This window comes from Achromobacter maghribensis (genome assembly GCF_057334215.1).
This window is the reverse complement of sequence record NZ_JBHFII010000042.1, coordinates 16,327-36,590: the sequence shown is the minus strand read 5'-3', so window position 1 is coordinate 36,590 and position 20,264 is coordinate 16,327. Positions and strand designations below refer to the sequence as shown.

At 65.9% G+C, this 20,264-nt stretch carries 14 protein-coding genes and 2 riboswitches; of the genes, 4 read left to right on the top strand and 10 right to left on the bottom strand.

Going from position 1 to position 20,264, the window contains the following annotated elements:
* From ACE039_RS17205 to ACE039_RS17170, 8 genes are all read right to left on the bottom strand, one after another.
* Nucleotides 1-711, bottom strand: a 711-nt coding sequence (locus ACE039_RS17205; protein WP_485822911.1) for a DUF2242 domain-containing protein, incomplete at its 3' end; no start/stop codon positions are given.
* Between the two features lie 103 nt (nt 712-814).
* Nucleotides 815-1,801, bottom strand: coding sequence for an ABC transporter ATP-binding protein (locus ACE039_RS17200; RefSeq protein WP_485822910.1), 987 nt, complete (start codon nt 1,799-1,801; stop codon nt 815-817).
* Entirely contained in the window at nt 1,798-2,856 is a 1,059-nt protein-coding gene (locus ACE039_RS17195) for an ABC transporter ATP-binding protein (protein WP_485822909.1), read from the bottom strand. Before ACE039_RS17195 ends, ACE039_RS17200 begins: the two co-directional genes overlap by 4 nt.
* Entirely contained in the window at nt 2,853-3,749 is an 897-nt protein-coding gene (locus ACE039_RS17190; protein WP_485822908.1) for an ABC transporter permease, read from the bottom strand. Before ACE039_RS17190 ends, ACE039_RS17195 begins: the two co-directional genes overlap by 4 nt.
* Before the next feature lie 4 nt (nt 3,750-3,753).
* Nucleotides 3,754-4,707, bottom strand: a complete 954-nt coding sequence (locus ACE039_RS17185; RefSeq protein ID WP_485822907.1) for an ABC transporter permease — start codon at nt 4,705-4,707, stop codon at nt 3,754-3,756.
* A gap of 59 nt (nt 4,708-4,766) precedes the next feature.
* On the bottom strand, nt 4,767-6,434 hold the full coding sequence (locus ACE039_RS17180; RefSeq protein ID WP_485822906.1) for an ABC transporter substrate-binding protein: 1,668 nt from the start codon (nt 6,432-6,434) through the stop codon (nt 4,767-4,769).
* A 194-nt stretch (nt 6,435-6,628) separates the two neighbouring features.
* Nucleotides 6,629-7,903 carry a Zn-dependent hydrolase gene (locus tag ACE039_RS17175; protein ID WP_313459946.1) on the bottom strand — a complete coding sequence of 425 codons (1,275 nt, stop codon included), beginning with the start codon at nt 7,901-7,903 and terminating at the stop codon, nt 6,629-6,631.
* Between the two features lie 55 nt (nt 7,904-7,958).
* Nucleotides 7,959-9,335 carry a spinster family MFS transporter gene (locus ACE039_RS17170; protein ID WP_485822905.1) on the bottom strand — a complete coding sequence of 459 codons (1,377 nt, stop codon included), beginning with the start codon at nt 9,333-9,335 and terminating at the stop codon, nt 7,959-7,961.
* Between the two features lie 120 nt (nt 9,336-9,455).
* Here ACE039_RS17170 and ACE039_RS17165 point away from each other — a divergent pair, with 120 nt between their 5' ends.
* The 3 genes from ACE039_RS17165 to ACE039_RS17155 all read left to right on the top strand — a co-directional run bounded on the left by ACE039_RS17165 (nt 9,456) and on the right by ACE039_RS17155 (nt 12,645).
* Entirely contained in the window at nt 9,456-10,439 is a 984-nt protein-coding gene (locus ACE039_RS17165) for an AraC-like ligand-binding domain-containing protein (RefSeq protein ID WP_485822904.1), read from the top strand.
* Nucleotides 10,440-10,543: 104 nt separating this feature from the next.
* Nucleotides 10,544-11,641: an NAD/NADP octopine/nopaline dehydrogenase family protein gene (locus ACE039_RS17160; RefSeq protein ID WP_485822903.1), complete on the top strand. Its 1,098-nt coding sequence runs from the start codon at nt 10,544-10,546 to the stop codon at nt 11,639-11,641.
* Nucleotides 11,642-11,643: 2 nt separating this feature from the next.
* Complete coding sequence (locus tag ACE039_RS17155) at nt 11,644-12,645, top strand: 3-hydroxybutyryl-CoA dehydrogenase (RefSeq protein ID WP_485822902.1); 1,002 nt, start codon at nt 11,644-11,646, stop codon at nt 12,643-12,645.
* Between the two features lie 9 nt (nt 12,646-12,654).
* Here the strand turns inward: ACE039_RS17155 and ampC are convergent, their stop codons facing one another.
* Complete coding sequence (gene ampC / locus ACE039_RS17150) at nt 12,655-13,839, bottom strand: class C beta-lactamase (protein ID WP_485822901.1); 1,185 nt, start codon at nt 13,837-13,839, stop codon at nt 12,655-12,657.
* A gap of 100 nt (nt 13,840-13,939) precedes the next feature.
* A riboswitch (glycine riboswitch) is annotated at nt 13,940-14,030 on the top strand.
* 5 nt (nt 14,031-14,035) lie between these two features.
* Nucleotides 14,036-14,121: riboswitch (glycine riboswitch) on the top strand.
* Between the two features lie 48 nt (nt 14,122-14,169).
* On the opposite strand from ampC, the gene ACE039_RS17145 reads away from it, so the two are divergent.
* The gene (locus ACE039_RS17145) at nt 14,170-15,402 is read left to right on the top strand and encodes a D-amino acid dehydrogenase (RefSeq protein WP_485822900.1); all 1,233 of its coding nucleotides are present in this window, start codon (nt 14,170-14,172) and stop codon (nt 15,400-15,402) included.
* Between the two features lie 9 nt (nt 15,403-15,411).
* On the opposite strand, the gene ACE039_RS17140 is transcribed toward ACE039_RS17145, so the two are convergent.
* Nucleotides 15,412-20,130: an autotransporter domain-containing protein gene (locus ACE039_RS17140; RefSeq protein WP_485822899.1), complete on the bottom strand. Its 4,719-nt coding sequence runs from the start codon at nt 20,128-20,130 to the stop codon at nt 15,412-15,414.
* Between the last annotated feature and the right edge of the window lie 134 nt (nt 20,131-20,264).

Below are 20,264 nucleotides of genomic sequence, written 5' to 3'. Positions count from 1 at the left end.
GTCCGGCTCGGCCGGCAAGGCCGGCTTGTCGCCTGCTGCGGCGGGGCCGTTGGCGCCGGCCGGGTTGAGCGTGTCGGCGGGTGCGTCCGGCGCGACGACCGGATCCGCAGGCGGCGTGGAAGGCTTGGGCGCGTTGCCGCGACCGCGTGCCGGCGGCGGCGCATGCGGCGCGGCGGCCGCTTCGGCGTCCGCCAGGAAACGCTGCAGAAGCTGGAAGAAGCCTTCGTAGAATTTCGGCCGCGACACGGTCTGGCTGGCCGTCTTGACCAAGGAGTCGTCGCTGGATCCGAAGGGCATGGACACCTGGCCCAGCACGCTCACACCCACGCTGGCGGAACTGCTCGTGCGCTTGATCGAGTAGCGGTCCTGCACGGCGTTGGCGAACACCGTGGCGCGCTGGTTGGCGCTGCCGTCCGAGGCGCAGTCGATGTTGAAATTGATCTGGGTATGCTGCCCGTCTTCACCCTGGAAGTTCTTGTGCCCGGACACTCGCGCCGCATCGAAGCGGTCGATGTTGTAGCCCTGGCTCAGCAAGGCGCGGCGGCCCGCATCGCAGGCGGTGACGCTGGCAGTGGGGAACGTACGCGAGAATACGTCGTTCTGGGTGAAATCCTCTCGTTCGTAGGCCGGCTTAGGGGCGGTACATCCCACCAAGACGACCGAGAGGACGGCGAACAGCGGCAAAGAAACACGACGGGCAACACAGCGCATAGAAGGTCCTGCTTGGAGCAACGACAAGCATTATCGGCCAAGAATGAAAATCCTTATCAGGGACGCATTGCGCGGTGATACGTTGAAACAAATTTAGCCGCGCCTATGCGGTTTCGGCCACCCGGATGCACCGCACCTCGTGCCCCGGGGCAATGGGCTCGATATCAGGCACCGCCGCCTGGCAGCGCGGCTGGGCCAGGCCGCAACGCGGCGCGAACGAGCAACCTGGCGGCAAAGCAGCCAGATCGGGCGGCGAGCCAGGAATCGTTTCAAGCCGTTGCCCTTTTTGCATCGCGCCGTGCGCCCTGCCCTTCAGCAGCGCCAGCGTGTACGGGTGGCGCGGAGCGCGCAGCAGATCGGCCACGGCGCCCTGCTCGACGATCCGGCCGCCATACATGACGGCGACGCGATCGGCGATTTCGGCCGCGGCTCCGATGTCATGCGTCACGAACACGATGGACAGACCCAGCTCGCGCTGCAGTTCGCGCAACAGCAGCAGGATCTGAATCTGAACGGTAGCGTCCAGCGCGGTGGTGGGCTCGTCGGCCAGCAGCACTTTGGGATCACAGGACAAGGCCAGCGCGATCATGGCGCGCTGACGCATGCCGCCGGACATCTCGTGCGGAAAGGCCTGCAGGCGGCGCTCGGGGCTGGGAATGTGCACCCGTTCAAACAGCGCCAAGGCATGCGCGCGCGCCTGTGCCGCCGTCTTGCCGGTATGCCGGCGCACCATCTCTTCGATCTGACGGCCGACGGTATAGACCGGGTCCAACGCCAGCAGCGGTTCCTGGAACACCATCGACACCACCGGCCCCCGCATCGCGGCCAATTCGCGAGCGCTCATCGCCAGCACGTCGCGCCCGTCCACGTGCATCTGGCCGCGCATGCGCGTGCGGCGCGGCGGGTGCAAGCGCATCAATGCCCGCAGCGTCACGCTTTTGCCCGAGCCCGATTCGCCGATCAACGCCACGGTTTCGCCGCGCCCCACATCCAGGCTCACGCCGTTCAACGCCTGCACGGTCTTCGCGCCGGCCTGGAAAGCGACTTCCAGACTACGGATGCTGACCAGGGGTTGCGGGGCAGATGTCATGTCGGCGCTCCTGAGGCGGCATAGCCGGAATCGGGTTGATGGATGAGGCAGCGCACGGCATGGCCGTCTCCGTGCCGCGTCATGGCGGGCGCCTGTTGCGCGCAGATCGCGCGGGCCTGGGCGCATCGCGTATGGAAGCGGCAGCCCGAAGGCGGATCGATGGGATTGGGCGGATCGCCCGACAGCGGCGCCGATTCCGTCCGCTGCCCCGGCTCCATGGACGGCATCGATCGCAGCAAGGCTTGGGTGTAGGGATGGCGCGGCGCATCGAACACCTGGGCGACGGGCCCCAGTTCGACGACTTCACCCAGATACATGACCATCACCCGGTCCGAGATATAGCGCACCACGTTCAGGTCATGGCTGATGAACAGGTACGTCAGCCCGAAATCGTCCTTCAGGTCCAGCAGCAGGTTCAGCACCTGCGCTTCCACGGATTTATCCAACGCCGATACCGCTTCGTCCAGGATGACCAGCCGCGGATGCAACGCCAGCGCGCGCGCGATATTCACGCGCTGGCGCTGGCCGCCGGATAACTCATGCGGGTAGCGCCCGGCGAAGCGCTGCGGGTCCAGGCCCACGCGGCCCAGCAAGCCGCGCGCCACCGCGATGGCGTCGTTCCTGGCCGTGCCGTGCACCAACGGACCGAAGGCGACGGAATCTTCGATGGTCATGCGCGGGTTCAGCGACGAATAGCTGTCCTGGAACACCATCTGCGTCTGCCGCCGGAATTCCCGCAATGCCAGCGCACGCGAGCCAACCGCGACACCGTCGAACACCAGTTCCCCGCGATCCTGGGCGATCAGCTGCATCACCAGCCGCGCGGTCGTCGATTTGCCGCATCCGGATTCGCCGACCACGCCCAGGGTTTCACCCTTTTTCACGTCGAAGTCAACGCCGTCCACCGCGCGCACGGCATTGCCGCCCCGCTTGCGCGACAACAGATCCCGCTTGAGCGGGAAGTGCTTCACCAGGCCGCGCACGCTCAGCAGCGGCTGGGCCGGCCCACCCACATCGTCGTGGACGGCGCGAGCCGTTTCGATCAGGGCGCTCATTCCTTGACCTCCATGGCGGACCGCAGGCCGTCGGACAGCAGGTTGAAAGACATGGACGTAATGAAGATCATCACGCCGGGCAACGCCGCCACCCAGGGCTGGGTGTAGATGGCGGTGCGCAGCGTATTCAGCATCAGCCCCCATTCGGGTTCGGGCGGCCGCACGCCCAGGCCCAGGAACGACAGGCCGGACGCCAGGATCATGGACACAGAGATCAAGCTGGTCGAATACACGAAGATCGGTCCCAGCACGTTGGATAGCACTTGCGCCCGCACGATGGTGAACGGCGATGCGCCCGACGCCCGCGCGGCGTCGACATAGTCGCTGCGCCGCACCTGCGCGGTGACGCTCTCTGCCACGCGCACGACCTGCGGGATGAACACGATGGTCAGCGAGACGATCGCGTTGAAGATGCCCGCCCCCAACGTGCCCGACAGCGCAATCGCCAGCAGCACGGACGGGAACGCGTAGAACACGTCGACGACGCGCATGATGAGCGTGCTGGTCCAGCCGCCCGCGTAGCCGGCCAGGATGCCGATGGCGCTACCGACGGCAAACGCCGCAATCACCGGCACGATGCCCATGAACAGCGACAAGCGCGCGCCCAGCATCAGGCGCGAAAGCATGTCGCGGCCCAGTTCGTCGGCCCCCAACGGATAGCCTTCGGTGCCGATGGGCCGCAAGCGCTTGAGCATCGACGCCTGGAAAGGGTCGGCGGGAGAGATCCAGGGCGCCAGGATCGCCATGACGATCAGCCCAAGGATGACGGCGCCGGCGGCCAGGGCCACGGGATCGCGGCGCAGGCGGCGCAACACGTTGGACCAGTAGCCGGGCGACCGGGTGACCGGCGCCACGGCCGGCACGGCCGCCGTGCTAGCAAGGGAATGAGTCATGCGGTCAGCTCCTTTCGATACGCGGATCGAACAGGCCTTGCAGGATATCGACGGCCAGGTTCAAGACCACGAAGAACAGCGCCAGTACCAGGATCGTGCCCTGCAGCAGCGGCAAATCGCGCTGGAAGATCGCGGCGTTCAGCAGGAAGCCCGTGCCCGGCCAGGAAAAAACGGTCTCGATCAGGATGGAACCGCCCAGCAGATAGCCCAACTGCAGGCCCATCACGGCCAGCGCCGTGGGCGCGCAATTCTTGGCGACGTGCAAGAACACGCCCAGGTCGGTCAGGCCACGCGCGCGCAACCCCACCACGAATTCCTGCGACAGCGTCTCGGCCACCAGCGCGCGGACCGTGCGGGCGATGATGCCCATCGGAATCACCGACATGGTCACGGCCGGCAGGATCATGTGGCGGAAATGCGCCCAGTCCGCGACCCATTCGCCTGAACCGCCCGGCCCCGCGCCGGTGGGCGGCAGCCACATCAGCTGGGTCGAGAACACGATGACCAGCACCATGCCCAGCCAATAGTGGGGCACGCTGACGCCGACGACGGACACGAACGACGCCAGGCGATCCATGAGCGAGTTGCGGTAGTAGCCGCCGACAAAGCCCAGGAACGCCCCGACGACGAAGCCCAGCATCGTCGCCAGACAGGCCAGCCGCAAGGTGTTGCCCACGGCGTTCAGCACTTCGGCGGCCACGGGGCGCCCCGGGGCGATGGAGGTGCCCAGATCGCCGTGCAAGGCGCGCCACAGCCAGCCCGCGAACTGCTCGATAAGAGGCCGGTCGAAACCGTACAACTGCATCAGCTGCCGCTGCAGGTCGGCGGACGCATCGGGCGGCAGGATGGACACCAACGGATCGCCGGGCGCCAGATGGATCAACAGGAAACAGAGCAGCGCGACCCCCGCCATGATGGGCAGGGCGTACACCACGCGCCGGAAGATGTAGGACAGCATAGGCGTCACCGGCTAATGCGGGAAGGCCGCCGGGGCGGCGGCCTTCCCGGCGTTCAACGTCAATCCATCGACATCGTGGCGATATCGATGAACCAGCTCTTGGGCTGCACCACGCCCTTGACCTTCGGAGACATCGCGCGCGGGCCGACGTCGTGCGCGATCCAGACGAACGGCGCTTCCTCCACCACGCGCGCATGCAGCTTTGCCAGCGCGGCGTCGCGTTCGACAGGCGTGAAGGTCGTGCGCGCATCCTTGATCAGACCGTCGATCTCGGCGTTGCCGAAGTAGCCCCAGTTGTTCGACGTGGGCGGGAAGGTCTTGGTGCTGGCGAACCGCACGATCGCGAAGAACGGATCCATGGCCGCAAAGCTGACGTTGATGGCGTCGCTGCCGTTGGCGGAAGGATCTTTCGCGCCCTTGCGCCAATTGGTGAACAGGGTGTTCCACTCCACCACGTCGAAGCTCACGTCGAAATAGCAGTCCTTCAGGTTCTGCTGCACGAACTCGTTCATGGGCAGCGGTTGCATCTGGCCCGAGCCCGACGCGGAAGTCTGCACCTTGACCTTCACCGGCTTGGCCTTGGAGTAGCCCGCGTCCGTCATCAGCTTGCGCGCGGCATCCGGGTCGTACTTGATGTCGAACTTCGGGTTGCCCCACCAGGGGTGCCCCGGCGGTACGGTGCCTTTGGGCTCGGCCATCATGCCGCCCAGCAACTGCTTAAGCTCGCCCCGGTTCACGCACAGGTTGGCAGCCTGGCGCACGCGCGCGTCCAACCACGGAGACCCCTCCTTGAACGACAGTTGCCACGGCCACACGTGCGGCTGCTGATTCGAATAGATCACGAACCCCCGGGCCTTGATCGCGTCGAACGCGTCGGGCGCCGGCGCCTCGATCCAGTCGACTTGGCCGGACATCAACGCGGCGGTGCGGGAATTGGCCTCCGGCAGCGGCAGCATCACCACGCGGTCGATCTTCGGCCGGCGCTTCTCGTCCCAGTACGCGTCGTACTTGACGACTTCCAACCGTTCACGCGGCACGAACTTGGCCATCTTGAACGGGCCGGTGCCCGCCGCATCCGCCGCAAACGCAGCCCAGGCCTTCTGCGACCGTTCGGCGGCGTCCGTGACGGACGCCGGCACCGCGGCCAACTTCTTTTGCCACTGCGCGGGCGACGCCATATACAGGTTGGTCAGATTGATCGGCAGGAACGAATCCGGCTCGGACGTCTTAAGCTCCACCGTCAAGTCATCGATCTTGCGGGCCGACACCAACGTCGGCATGCGCGAGGCCGTCACGCCCACCTGGCTGGGGTCGAACTGCGGCGCGCTTTTATCCAGCACCTTGCCCACGTTCCACACCACGGCGTCCGCATTGAAATCCGATCCATCATGGAATTTCACGCCCGGCCGCAGCTTGAACACCCACTTTGTCTTGTCGGCGGCGTCCACCTCCCAGGACAAGGCCAGGCCCGGAATCAGCACGCTGGGCCCGTCCTGCTTCGACAGGTCCCACTGAGTCAGCCCGTCGTACATCGGAATACCGGTGAAGCGGTTGCCCTCGAACCCCTGGTCGGGCTGGCCGAGCGTGCGGGGAATGTCCCCTGCCGTCATGCCGATGCGCAACACCTTTTCGGCACGCGCCATGGCCGGCGTGAGGGCGGCGGCGCCTGCCGCCGTCAACGCCAGCGCGGCGGCCAGGGATTTGATGCGGATACTCCGTGTCTGCATTGCGGTTCTCCAGGGTCACGTGCACAGAGTTAGTACACAGAATTTGTATAAGCAAGTTCTGTGCCATATGCAGCGCATCGGAGCGCCCCGGCGATGGCCGGGGAAATGTAGTCAGGGACGGCGCGCGGGCCCAACCCGCGGCACCACGACAGCGCAAGATGCGCCGAGGTGGTGCGGGCATGCGCGCAAGCGGATCATGCCGCGACGCCGGCTTGCGCCAGCATGGCGCGCAGCAGGACGTTGCATCCCGCTTCCAGGTGTTCGGGGCGCGCGTCCTCGATCTCGTTATGGCTGATGCCATCCTTGCACGGCACGAAGATCATGGCCGCCGGCGCCACGCGCGCCAGATACACCGCGTCGTGCCCCGCCCCGCTGACCACGTCCATGGCCGACATCGACAAGGCCTGGGCGCCTTCGCGCACCGACTGCACCAGCGCGGGCGCGAAAGGCTGCGGCGGGAAGTACACCACTTGCTCCACCTGCGCGGTCACGCCCCGCGCCGCCGCGGCTGCGTCGGCCGCCGCCCGCAACGCGGTGTCCATGGCCGACAACGTGGCGTCATCGGCCGCTCGCAGGTCCACCGTCATCCGCACGCGGCCCGGAATCACATTGCGGGAATTGGGAAACACGTCCATCCAGCCCACGGTGCCACGTGCATTGGGCGCGTGCGCAAGCGCGATCTGGTTCACGGCCAACACCAGCTCGGAGGCTGCCAGCAACGCGTCGCGACGCAACGGCATGGGCGTGGGGCCCGCGTGCGCTTCCACGCCGGTCAGCACGATGTCGTACCAGCGCTGGCCCAGTGCGGCCGTCACCACGCCGATTACGGTATCGGCGGCCTCCAGCACCGGCCCTTGTTCGATATGCGCCTCGAAGTACGCGCCCACCCCGCCCGGTTGCGCCGGCGGTACCGCCGCCTTGCCGTCATACCCGATGCCGTGCAAGGCCTGCTGCACGCTGACGCCGTCACGGTCCTGCTGCGACAACGCGTGCTCCAGCGTGAAGGCGCCCGCGTACACGCCGGACCCCATCATCACCGGCACGAAGCGCGAGCCCTCTTCATTGGTCCACACCGCCAGTTCCAGCGGCGCGTCGGTCTGCACGCCCGCATCGTTCAGCGTGCGCAGCACTTCCAGGCCGGCCAGCACCCCGTAGTTGCCGTCGAATTTTCCGCCAGTGGGCTGCGTGTCGATATGGCTGCCCGTCATGACGGCCGGCAAGCTGTTGTCGCGGCCCGGCCGGCGCGCGAAGATGTTGCCGATGGCGTCGACGCGCACTTCACAGCCGGCCTCCGTCGCCCAACGGACGAACAGGTCGCGGCCCTGCCGATCCAGGTCGGTCAGGGCCAGCCGGCAGACGCCGCCTTTTTCGGTGCCGCCGATGCGGGCCAGATCCATCAGCGACTGCCACAAGCGCGCGCCGTCCACGCGCAGGTCGGCCAAGGAGGAGGATGCGAAGGCAAGCGTCATGGAAGTTCCTGTTCCGGTAACGGCCGCGGCATGCGGCATCGATGCAAGCCATTCTTCACTGTGTACCAGCGTCCTGCAAGTGCGCCTTCGCCGCGCTCTCTTCCCATGCCAGGCTGCGCCGGTAGCGGGCGCAACCGGACGCCAGCAGCAGCACGCACAGCACCGTCGCGCCGCCGATCAGCAGGGACAGCGACTGCCCTACCGCCGCCGGCTGCTTGAACAGGCGGTCGGTCAACAACGCCACGGCGGTGGTGCCCAGCCCCAGGCCGATCAGGTTCGAGATCAGCAGGAACAGCGCCGAGACCTGTGCGCGGATCTGGTTGGGCGGCAGGATCTGCATGGCCGCCGTGGATGTCGGCATGGGAAAGGACGCGAAGAACATTGCCGGCAACAGCAGGCCCACCGACAGCCACAGGCTGTCCACCTGCGTGAAGGCCACCGCCGGCAACGCCATGCCCAGCGCGCCGATCACGCCCGCGCGCAGCGGCGCGTCGCCGTAGCCGCGCCTGCCCAGCCAATCCATCAGCCAGCCGCCGCAGAACACGCCCGCGGTATTGGCCACCAGCACCACGCCGCCCAGCATATAGCCCGCCTCGACCGGCGACATCCCGAATTTGCGCATGTAGAACGCGGGCGTCCAACCCAGCAGCGCGAACAGCACCATGGCGTAGAACGAGAAACCCAGGTAATGACAGAAAAACGTGCCGCGATGCCGGCCCAGGAAGCGTGCGGTGTCGCGCAGCGTGGGCTTTTGCGCCTGGCCGGCCGCGTTGCGGCGCAAACCCAGCCGGTGGGGATCGCGCACGGTCAGCAGGATAAGCAGCGCCACCAGCAAGCCGGGCAGTCCAACGATGAAGAACGTGACCTGCCACGGCCGCATGACGCCGATCCCGGGCACCAGCACGGTGTCCACGCTTTTGAGCAGGTTGATGACGTAGCCGCCGATCAGGAAGGCCATGCCGCCGCCGATGAACGATCCGATCGAATAGATGCCCACCGCGCGCCCCAGCTTGTCGCGCGGGAACATGTCGCTAAGCATGGAATAGGTGGCGGGCGATAACGCGGCCTCGCCCACGCCCACGCCGATGCGCGCCAGGAACATCTGCGCAAAATTGCGCGACAGGCCACAGGCAGCGGTGGCCAGGCTCCAGAACGCCACCCCGATCGCGATGATCTTCGGCCGCGAATAGCGGTCGGCCAGCAAGGCGATGGGAATGCCCATGAAGGCGTAGAACAACGAGAACGCCAAGCCGTGCAACAAGCTGAACTGGGTGTCTGACAACTGCAGATCCTGCTTGATGGGTTCGATCATCAGCGCCAGGATCTGTCTGTCGACGAAGGAAAATATGTACGCTAGCATGCATATCACGACGACGTACCACTCGTAGGCGTAGCTTCGTCTTGTCCCTTGCTGCAGGGTGGCGTCAGTCATGTTTTTCCCTTGGAGTGTGCCGGGATCGGGCTGCGTCCCGTTTGTCCATCTGTTGTAGGTCTTTGCGCTACCCGGCTCTATACGCCGGACGCAACGACTGTTCCCACCGCGCAGGAAAGCATGTTCAACGACACCTATCCGCTGAACCGCCATTGCTTGCTGGACTCGGCCAACGCCACCGAGATCAAGGACCAGGTCAGCCAGCACCTGTGGTCGCACCGCATGTGCGTCGCCCAGGGGAAACCCTTGCAGTCCAGGTTGTATGGCGTGTTCTTCGGCAGCGCCGCGCTGTTCGACCTGCACTATGGCGCCGAGGTCGAAATCGACGCTGGCGACATCGCCAGCTATTACCTGATCCGCGTCACCCTGCAAGGCACGGGGCTGGTTACGCTGGGCAAGCGCCGCGCCCAGATGCGCGAAGGCGGCCTGACGATCTCGTCGCCGTCGGAACCCAGCGTGATCAGCATCGGGCGGGATTGCCGCAACCTGATCCTGCGCGTAGAGCGCCAGGCGCTGGAACAGCAGTTGCAACGCCTGTTGGACCGGCCGATCCGCCACGCCCTGGTATTCGACCTGGAGGTGGACGCCGACGCCCCCGGGCTGGCTGCCGTGCGCGAAACGCTGGACTACCTGTGCCGGCTGTACCAGCATCCGGCCATCGACGGCGTCACTCAGACACTGGCTGCGGGCTTTTCTGATTACTTGCTGGCGCTGCTGCTGACGCAGCTGCCCCACAACTATTCGGACCTGTTGCGCGCGGGCAGCCGGCAGCCCCTGCCCCAGCATGTGCGCCAGGCCCGCGAGTACATTGAAACGCATGTCGACGAAGCGATCTCGCTATCGGATCTGGCGGCGCACTGTGGCGTGTCGATCCGCACGCTGCAAAACGGCTTCACGCAGTTCTTGAAACAAAGCCCCAGCGAGTACGTGCGCAACCAGCGGCTGGCGCTGGTGCATGCGGCGCTTGAAGCCGCGCGCACGCGCGACAGCGTCACCGACATCCTGCTGCGCCACGGCGTGACCAGCTTCGGACATTTCGCCACCCACTACCGCAAACGCTACGGCTGCCTGCCGTCGGACACCTTGCGGCGGCACCGCGGATAAGCGGCGCCCATTCCCTTGCCTGATCGGAACGACGGTTGCGCGTTTTGCGCAGCCCGTACAGGACGTCACCGCTAGGATCAAGCTTCTATCGAAGGAGCTTGATCATGCGAATCAGCGTATTGGGCGGCGGCCACGGCTGCTACGCGGCGGCGGCCGAACTGGCGGAAAAAGGGCACGACGTGCGCTGGTGGCGGCGCGACGGCGCGGCCTTCGAGGGCCTGCGCGACGCAGGCGCGCTCACCGTCACCGACTACCGCGGCACACGCCACGTCCCGCTGGGCCACGGCCCCGGCCATCTGCAACTGGCCGACGCCCTGGGCGACGCGGTCGCCGATGCGCAATTGCTGGTCATCCCGCTGCCGTCCACCACCCACGACGCGCTGGCCGTTGAATTGGCGCCGCTGGTGCAAGACGGGCAGGTCGTGTTCCTGCCGCCGGGCACCTTCGGCTGCTACGTCTTTGCCCGCGCCCAGAAACACGCCGGCAACCCCGCCCGCGTGGCCTATGCCGAAACCGGCACCCTGCCCTATCTGGCCCGCAAACACGGCAACACCGTCGTCGTCAGCGGCTACGCCACGCGCCTGCCCACCGGTGTGTTTCCCAACCGCCTGTCCGCGGACGCGCTGCCACTGCTGCGGCAGGCCTATCCGGCCGTCGAACCGGTCGAGGATGGCCTGTCGGGCGCCTTGATGAACGCCGGCCCCATCATCCACCCGCCGCTCATCATGATGAACGCCGGCCCGCTGGAGCACTTCGACAAGTGGGACATTCATAACGAAGGCACGCAGGCTTCCATCCGCCGCGTGACCGATGCGCTCGACGCCGAACGCGTCGCCATCCGCAAGGCGCTGGGCTACGCCGCCCCCCACTTCCCGCTGGCCGACCACTACGCCACCGAAGGCGACGAATGGATGTACGGCCGCGGCGCCCACGGCAAGCTGACCGACAGCGGCGACTGGCGCGAAACCATCGACTTGCGCACCCACCGCTACATGCAGGAAGACACGCGGCTGGGGCTGTCGTTCCTGGTGTCCACGGGCCGCTGGGCAGGCGTGCCCACACCGATCGCGCAAGGCTTGCTGAGCATCGCCAGCGCCATCACCGGCCAAGACCTGTATGCGGAAGGCCGTACCCTGGAAGGCCTGGGGCTGGACCGGTTGTCGCGTAGCGGCATGGCCGAACTGCTGGCGCAAGGATGCTGACCATGGACGCCAGAATTTGCGTGGTAGGCGCCGGCCGCATGGGTGAAGGCATCACCCTGTCTTACCTGCTTGCCGGATGGCAGGTGACGCTGATCGACATCAAGCCGCGAGCGCCAGCCGAACAATCGGCGCACGACGCGAGCGTAGCGGCCAACCTAAGGCGCGAGCTCGGCACGCTTAGCCAGTTGGGCCTGCTGGACGCCAGCCAGACGGAATCGGCCCTGGGCCGGGTGCGCCTGCGCCGGCGCGACGACGCCGTGGCCGACCTGCGGGCGGCGCGCGTGGTCTTCGAGGCCGTGCCGGAACGGCTGGACGCCAAGCGGGACACCTTCCTGTGGCTGGGGCAGACGTGCGCCCCGGATGGGGTCATCGCTTCCACCACGTCCACCTTTCTCGTCACCGAATTGGCCAAGCTGGTGCCGCATCCCGAGCGCTTTCTGAACGCCCACTGGCTGAACCCGGCCACCTTGATTCCGTTGGTGGAAGTCAGCCGCGGGCCGCAGACTGGCGCCGCCGCGGCGTCGCTGCTGCTGGATACGCTGCGCCAGGCCGGCAAGGTGCCGGTGCAGTGCGCGCCGTCCGCGGGCTACATCGTGCCCCGCATCCAGGCCCTGGCCATGAACGAGGCGGCCCGCATGGTAGAGGAAGGCGTGGCCAGCGCGGAAGACATCGACACCGCCGTGCGGCTGGGTTTCGGGCTGCGCTTTTCGGTACTGGGCCTGTTGGAATTCATCGACTGGGGCGGCGGCGACATCCTTTACTACGCGTCGCGCTACCTGTCCGGCGAAATCGGCCCCCGCTTCGCCGCACCCGACGTCATCGCCCGCAACATGGAGGAAGGCCGCAACGGACTGCGCGACGGCCAGGGCTTCTACGACTACGCCGGCATGGACGTGGACGCGTACAAAATGGAACGGCTGGAACAATTGTGCAAGCGGCTGGACATCATGGGGCTGCTGCCTCGGGCAGGCAGCGCCCCGTCGGCGCCCCGCCACCAGCGCTGACGCCGCGGCTCAGCGTGCCAGGTCTTCCAGGATCCGGTACGCCAGCCGCACCCGGGCTTCGTTCGGATAGTTCTTGTTGGCCAGGATCACGATGCCCGTTTTCCGGGCCGGCACGAACGCCACATATGCGCCGAAGCCGTTGGTCGATCCGGTCTTGTTGATCCACACCGCCTGCTGCGGCGCCAGCGGGGGATTCAACGCCATTGCCGGGTGGCTCTGGCTGTTCAGCGTACCCGCGTTGGCCGTCAGCAACGCATCCAGCGTCACGGGATAAGCCAGTTGTTCCCAGGCAAGGTCCTGCGTCATGTCGCCGATCTGGTAATAGCCCACATGCGTGCGCGCAACGGCGCGCCGAATGTCCGCGTCGCCCGCCATATCCATGTTGACCTCGACGAAACGCAAGAGATCGCGCGCGCTGGTCTTCACGCCATACGCCTCGGCCGCCAGCACGCCGGGATTCACGCGGACCGGCGCATCCTGCTTGTTGTAGCCCTGGGCGTAGCCCGCCATCGCGGCGGCCGGCACGTCGATATACGTGTGCGTCAGGCCCAGCTTCGGAAACAGCGTTTTTTCCATCGCCTGCACGAACGGCTGCTCCAGACTCCTGGCGGCCACTACGCCCAACATGCCGATGCTGGGGTTGGCGTACGTGCGGGAGGTGCCGGCCGTAACCTGTGGCTTCCAGGTCTTCAGGTAGTCCATCAACTGCGCGTCGTTGCGCACGGCATCGGGCACCTGCAATGGAAAGCCGCCGCCCGTGTGCGTACCCAGATGAACCAGCGTCAGTTGCGCGAACGCCGAACCTTGCAGGGCGGGCAGGAAGCGCGCGGGGCTGTCGTTCAGCGACAGCTTGCCCTGCGTTTCCGCATAGGCCGCCAGCGTCGCGGTATAGGTTTTGCTGATCGAGCCCACTTCAAACAGGGTGTCGCGGCTGACCTTGGCCTGCGTCTGCCGCGATGCCACGCCGTAGTTGTAGAACTGCTGCCGGCCATCCTGGGTGACGGCAATCGCCAGGCCCGGCACGCCGAACTCGCGCATCACCGCCTGCGCGGCTTCGTCGATATGGCGGCGGGCTTCCGCTGACCCCGGCGGCGCGGCTTGCCCTTGCTGCGCGGTCGCGCCCAAGGCGACCAAGGCCACCCACGCCAGCGCCGACAAGGCGGCGCGGCGGGTTCGGTCAACGCGCTTTCTCATGCTTGCATCCCTTCTCTTGCCGTCTCGGTTGAATGCCCGACATAGTACTTACCCTGAATTCAATTCGACAAGAACTTGGCTATTCTGTACCCCGTCGATTCAAAACCGCGCAGAAGAGACCGGCACTTGTGGCCGGCGCCGACGGAGCAACCGCCCCGGAAACTCTCAGGCAACAGGACTGCGCGCGTCTAGACACTCTGGAGAGAGGCGCCGTGCGCGCCCACCGAAGGGGAACCCGCCGCCGTCAGCGCCGCGGGTGAAGCTCTCAGGTACCAAGACAGATGGGGTGCTGCGGCCATATCGGCCGCGGCCACCCAATCTGGAGCCACCATGCCCCGCATCGCCATCATTGGCGCCGGTATCACCGGCGTCACGTCCGCCTACGCCTTGTCCAAGCTCGGATACAAGGTCACTGTCTACGACCGCCAGCGCTACCCGGCCATGGAAACGTCCTACGCCAACGGCGGCCAGCTGTCGGCCAGCAACGCCGAAGTCTGGAACAGCACGGCCACGGTTCTGAAAGGGTTGCGCTGGATGTGGCGCAAGAACGCGCCGCTTTTGCTGAACCCTAAATTCAGCTGGCACAAGTATTCATGGCTGGCGCAGTTCATGGCGCAGATTCCGAACTACCGGGCGAACACCATCGCCACCACGCGGCTGGCGATCGAAGCGCGGCAGCATCTTTTCGACATGGCCGAGGCCGAAGGCATCGATTTCGATCTGGAGCTCCGGGGCATTCTTCACATCTATCACGACGCAGCCGGTTTCGAGGCCGCGCGCCGTTCCAACACGTTGCTGCAGGCAGGCGGCCTGGAGCGCTTTGCCGTGTCCGGCAGCGAAGCACGCAACATCGAACCCACCCTGCAAACGGATTGCTATGGCGGGTTCTACACGCCCTCGGACGCCACCGGCGACATTCATAAGTTCACCAGCGGCCTGGCGCGGGCGTGCGCACGCCTTGGCGTCACGTTCATGCAGGACGCCGACGTCGGCCAGATCGGCCGCGGCAACCCTTCCTATGTGCTGGACGTCCTGCGCGATGGCGGCACGGTGCGTGAACAGCACGAGGCCGATGCCATCGTCATTTGCGCTGGCGCGGTCAGCCGCAAGTTCGCCCGGCAACTCGGCGACTCGCTGAACATCTATCCCGTGAAGGGCTACTCCATCAGCGTGCATCTGGACGACGCGCAAAGCCAGGCCGCCGCGCCCCGCGTCAGCCTGCTGGACGAGGCCGCCAAAATCGTCACCAGCCGGCTGGGCGACCGCTTCCGCGTGGCGGGCACGGCGGAGTTCAATGGCTTCAATATGGACATCCGCGCCGAACGGGTGCAACCGCTGGTCGACTGGACGCGCAAGCACTTTCCCGGCATCCGGACATCGCGGGTGGTGCCATGGTGCGGCCTGCGTCCCATGACGCCCAACATGATGCCGCGCGTGGGCCCCGGCAAGCGGCCCGGTGTGTTCTACAACACCGGGCATGGCCACCTGGGCTGGACCTTGTCGGCCGCCACCGCGCAGATGCTTGCGGCAAGCGTCGGAAAGACGCTGCCGCTGCCTGGATAAGGCGTCCGATCAATACCGCCAGGTCACGCCCACGGAGCCGGCATTCTCGCGATTGCCGCCGCCGTACTGGCCGCTGTAGGTAACGCCGATGGTGGCGGAACGCGATACCGCCAGTTCCACGCCCAGCTCGGTGAACGCCGCATCGCGCGCCAACGGCGCGCCCGAGACCGTGAACGGTTGGCTGCCATTGAACGCCAGACGGGTGCGCGAATCGACGTCGCCGAACGCATGGCGCCAGCCCGCTGCGGCACGCAACACGCCTTCGGTCTTGCCCGCGGTGAACGCCGTCTTGCCGCGCAGGCCAAGCGTGGTCGTGGTCAGCGAATTGCGGTTGCTTTCGCCGCTAAGTGCCGCCACGCCGCCCGATTCCTGGAAGCCGCGGGTCCGCGTATCGGACCACGCCACGCCTGCGAAGGGCTCCAGCTGGGCGCGCTCGGCCACCGGCAGGGCATAACCCAGTTCGGTGAAGAGCTGACCGGTGCTGGCGCCGTAATCGGCGGTCAGCTTGTCTTGCTGGCCCGCGACCGCGACGTTGCGCGTGGTGGAAATGTCGTGCCAGGTATAGCCCGCGCCGACCAGCAGGTTGAGCTTGCCCGCTCCGGCCTGGAAGGCCTTGCCGCCATAGACCGTTGCGCTGTAGCTATCGACATCCGCCTTGGACGAATTCGCATCGACACGGATGCGGCTGTCGGTGTAGCCCAACGCGCCGCCCAGGCGCCAACCGCCACCCACCGCATGGTCCGCGCCGACGAACACGCCGCCGGTACGCTGATCCACGCGTGACGCGTTGTCGTTACCGCCAAGCGTCTGCCAGGTACCGACAAGCTCGGCCCACGCGGGTTGCGCCTTCGAACTCGGCAACGCCGAGGCCGGCGTCGCGCTGCCCGCTTGCGCGGTCGCCTCGCCCGCCGCCAGGCCGGCATCCAGATTGGCGCGCAAGCTCTTGAACGGCAGGTTCCTCGACAGCCCATTCAGGTTGTTCAGGCTGGACGTCACGCTGGCGTGCGCCTCGCCCGACAGGTTGTCGAAGACGTCTGCGGGTGCGCCTTCCGGCAAGGTCAACACATACTGGTACAACGGATTCGCGCCCGACAGACTGTCCAGCGCCGTCGCCGCAGCACGCTGGTTCGACGTGCCTGCCGCGTCGGCAAAACGCATCGGACGCGTGCCCGGCGTGGAAGGCGTGGACGGGTCTACGGGCACGCGCTTGCGATCCAGTCGCAACGTGACGGCCTGGGCGTCATAGCCCAGGTTCGCATCCAGATAGGCAAACGTGGACGAGGCGGACGAAAATGCCCCGTTGATGCGGTTGGCGGTCAGAATCGTGTAGCTGCGCTCGCCCGCCAGATTGCCGTCAGGGCCCACGTGGAGTACCGAACCGCCCAGGTTGGCGGTGCCGCCGACGGCGATGCGATCGCTGTCATTGGATAGCGGATCTGCCTCGACCCGGTACACGGAACCAGCTTCCAGCGTCAGGTCGCCGGCCACATGCAGCGTGCCGATGGAATTCCCCGGCGCGATGATGCCGCCTGCCTGCACGGTGGCGCCGCCCACGGAACCGGTCCCTTGCAGCACGCCATTTTGGGCGACCGTCACTTGGCCACCAAGTTTGCCCTGCCCGTTAACGCCGACCGACAACACCCCTTGTTCGACACGAGTGCTACCGGCAAAGGCGGAACTATCGCCGGTGAACGCCAGCATGCCGGCGCCGGTCTTGGCGAATGCGCCGGTTCCCGACAAAACGCCTGAATAAGTGCTCGATTGTGGCGTGTCCAGATTCAGCGCCCCGGCAGCCGCCAGATTCACGTTGCCGGAAAAAGCACCGCCCGTCGCCGCCAGCGTGCCTGCCGCGACGCGCCAGGTCTGCGCGCTGCGGCCCGTCAGGGTCAGCACGCCCGCGCCGGTCTTGGCGGCCTCGCCAGCCCCCGTGATGTCGCCGGCGAACGTGCCGTTGCCTGCCTGATCGAACACGACGAAGGCATTGTTCTGCAGGCTGCCGCGGATCGAGTCTGCGTTGCCCACCAGCGTGCCCGCTTCGACACGCGTGTTGCCGTAGGCGTTGTTGCCTGCCAGCACCAGCGTGCCCGCGCCAAGCTTGACCAGATCGCCGGCGCCCGACAGCGCCTGGCTCACCGTGAAGCGATTGGCGGCCGACGCGATATCGAACGCCCCACCCTGGGCGCTCCATTGCAGGTTGCGCCCGGTCTGCGAGAAAGTGTCGCCGGTGACCCGCAACGTGCCGCCGTTGAAGGCCAGGCCGCCTGAGCTGTCACCCAGGCTCGCATCCTGCGACACACTCAGCACGCCATCCGACAGCCGGGTGCCGCCCGTGTGGCTGTTCGCGCCGTCCAGCACCAGCGTGCCGCCGCCCGTCTTGTCCAGCCCGCCGCTGCCCTGGATCGGCGCACCGATGGAGGCGGTCACACCTGCCAGCACCCGCAGCTCGCTGCCGTCCGCTGCCGTCTGCAAGGAACCGCCAACGCCGGCGAGCGGGCCGATCTGCCAGCCGTCGGTCAGGAATTGCAGGCCCTTGAATGACTGGGCGCCAGAGACCGAGACGACTCCTGCCACGTCCGAGAACACGGCATGTTGCGCGCCCCACGCCCCTGACCAGCCGGATTGGCCATCAGCCTGCCATTGCATGTGGCCCGCCCCCCAGACGCCCGAACCGCCGCGCCAAACCAACAGGGATTCCGGGACGCCTGCGGGCACAATACGCAAGTCCACCACACCGGTGCGCGTAGTATCGACAGAGATTTGGTCTCTGGAGTGGCCAGCAGGCACTGTGTCCAGCACCAGGCCCGTTCCGCTCAGCGTACCGCCGTAAGTGAACAGGCGGTAATAGCCGATCGTGGGCTGTCCGTTGTCGCGGACCTGAAGCTTGGCGTTCAGGTCGAGATCGCCCGATACACGAGTCGTACCTGTCGTGCCAGCGCTGCTGCCATCCGCGCCCGCGGTGCCCAGGTAGTAGCGCACCGTGGAACCGTCCTTGAGCGCCAAATCGCCATTGACGCGCAGGCGGGTAAAACCCGAACTGACCAGCATGCCGCCAGCCAGCACGTCCGTTGTGCCAACGCTGCCGTTGCCTTGGATCCGCCCACCGGAGTTCACCGTCACGGTGCCGCCCAACGACCCGCCCCACATGAGGAGTTCTCCGCCGTTTACGACCGTGTCGCCGGTGAAGGCGGAGCCGTCAGCCATGAAGTACAGCTTGCCAGCGCCAAGCTTATTCAAACGCCCTTGCCCCGACAGCCTGCCGGACAGGTTTATATCATCTGAGTGATTGAATCCAAGCTCGGAGCCTCGGGCGGCATTGATATCCAGATAGCCCGCCGAGCCTCGCGTTCCGCCTTCTCCGAAGTGCAGCGCGCCTTCCTTCACCTCGACAAGACCTTCATTGGTGGCAAGGCCGCCCAAAACCGTCATTTTTCCGGCGCCGATCTTTGCCATCGTGCTTTGATAGATCGATATCACGCCATCAACGGAAAAATCATTGCCGCGGTTGAATATCAACTTTGCGCCCGGCGATGTGAGGACCGCGCCTGTACCCACGGAGCCAGACTCTCCACCATTGCCGAGTTCAAGTGTGCCTCCTCCTAGAATTTTTGTCTCTCCGCTATAACTGTTGTTGGCGGTAAGAATGACGTGACCAGAATCCGTAAAGGAAAGCGCGCCCGCTCCCGAAATCTGATTGTCGATAATCACGGTGCCGGTGTGCTGCAATGAGAGCTGGCCGTTGTTGACCACTGGACCTGTTCCGAGCACACGTCCCTGAGGCGTGAAGCCTGGGCCGTTGAAGGACGTCAGGACAGCCCCTGCATCGATGGTCGTCATTCCGCTGTAGGTATTGACGCCCCCCAGCCCCACCATGGATTGGTCCGTTACCTTGATGCCACCGGTGCCGGAGATATTGCCCATTACGCCGCCGTTGAACTGCTTGAACACCAGCGCGCCGTTGTTGACTACTGCCTGGCCGGGATTGGCGTACGTTCCTTGGTTCGTCAGTTCCAGAATCCCTTCGGCGATGGTGACAGGCCCCGCAACGCCGATCGAGCCAGATAGCGTCAGCGTTCCCGTCGACGTCTTCCTCACTTCGCTGACGCCACGGATCCACCCCGCATAGTTCCCTTGCTCGATGGTCAGCGGCTGCAACCCGTCATAACTGGTGACAACGGTGCCGGCCCCCTGCAGATTCTTGATATGGCCGGCGGACCCGACGAAGTCGAGCGTCGCGTTCCGCCCCACGCGGGTTTCAGTGGCCTGGCTCGTTACGTCGCTGAGTACGCTGCTGCCCATGCCGTTCTTCAGCGTCCCGCCAACCACATTCAACTTGGCTTGGCTGCCGATTGACACAGGGATATGTTGTTCCAGCACGATTTGGCCGTCCGCGCCGTCCAAACCAAATTGCGCAGTACCTCGAATATCCAGACCGCTGCGAATCGACAGCATGGCGGCCTGTTGCGCCGCTACCGTACTGGTTTTTTCATCCGCGAACGTCAGCGTCTGGGAGAACTCCAGCGTTTGAAACTGAAGCGGGTCGACAATCAGTGATCCCCCGTTCAGCATGATTTCGTCGTTATCGAGCGGCTGGCTGGGAATGGAGCGCACCTCCCCTTCACCGATCACCGTGGCATGCGCCATCGCCGAGCCCAGCAGCATCGCGCCGCCGATCGCCCATGCCGGGACGAAACTGCGGGAAATCGCCACCGCCAGCGGGCGGCGCGTCATACCCCGGGGAAATTCATTTCTGGCCATACCGCCATATTGCGTGGCGTAATGCGGTGCTTTCTTGTTTCTCGTTTTCATACCGGATTTTTATAATCTGAGGGTTATTAACCCAGGCATATGCCTGATGCGGCTCA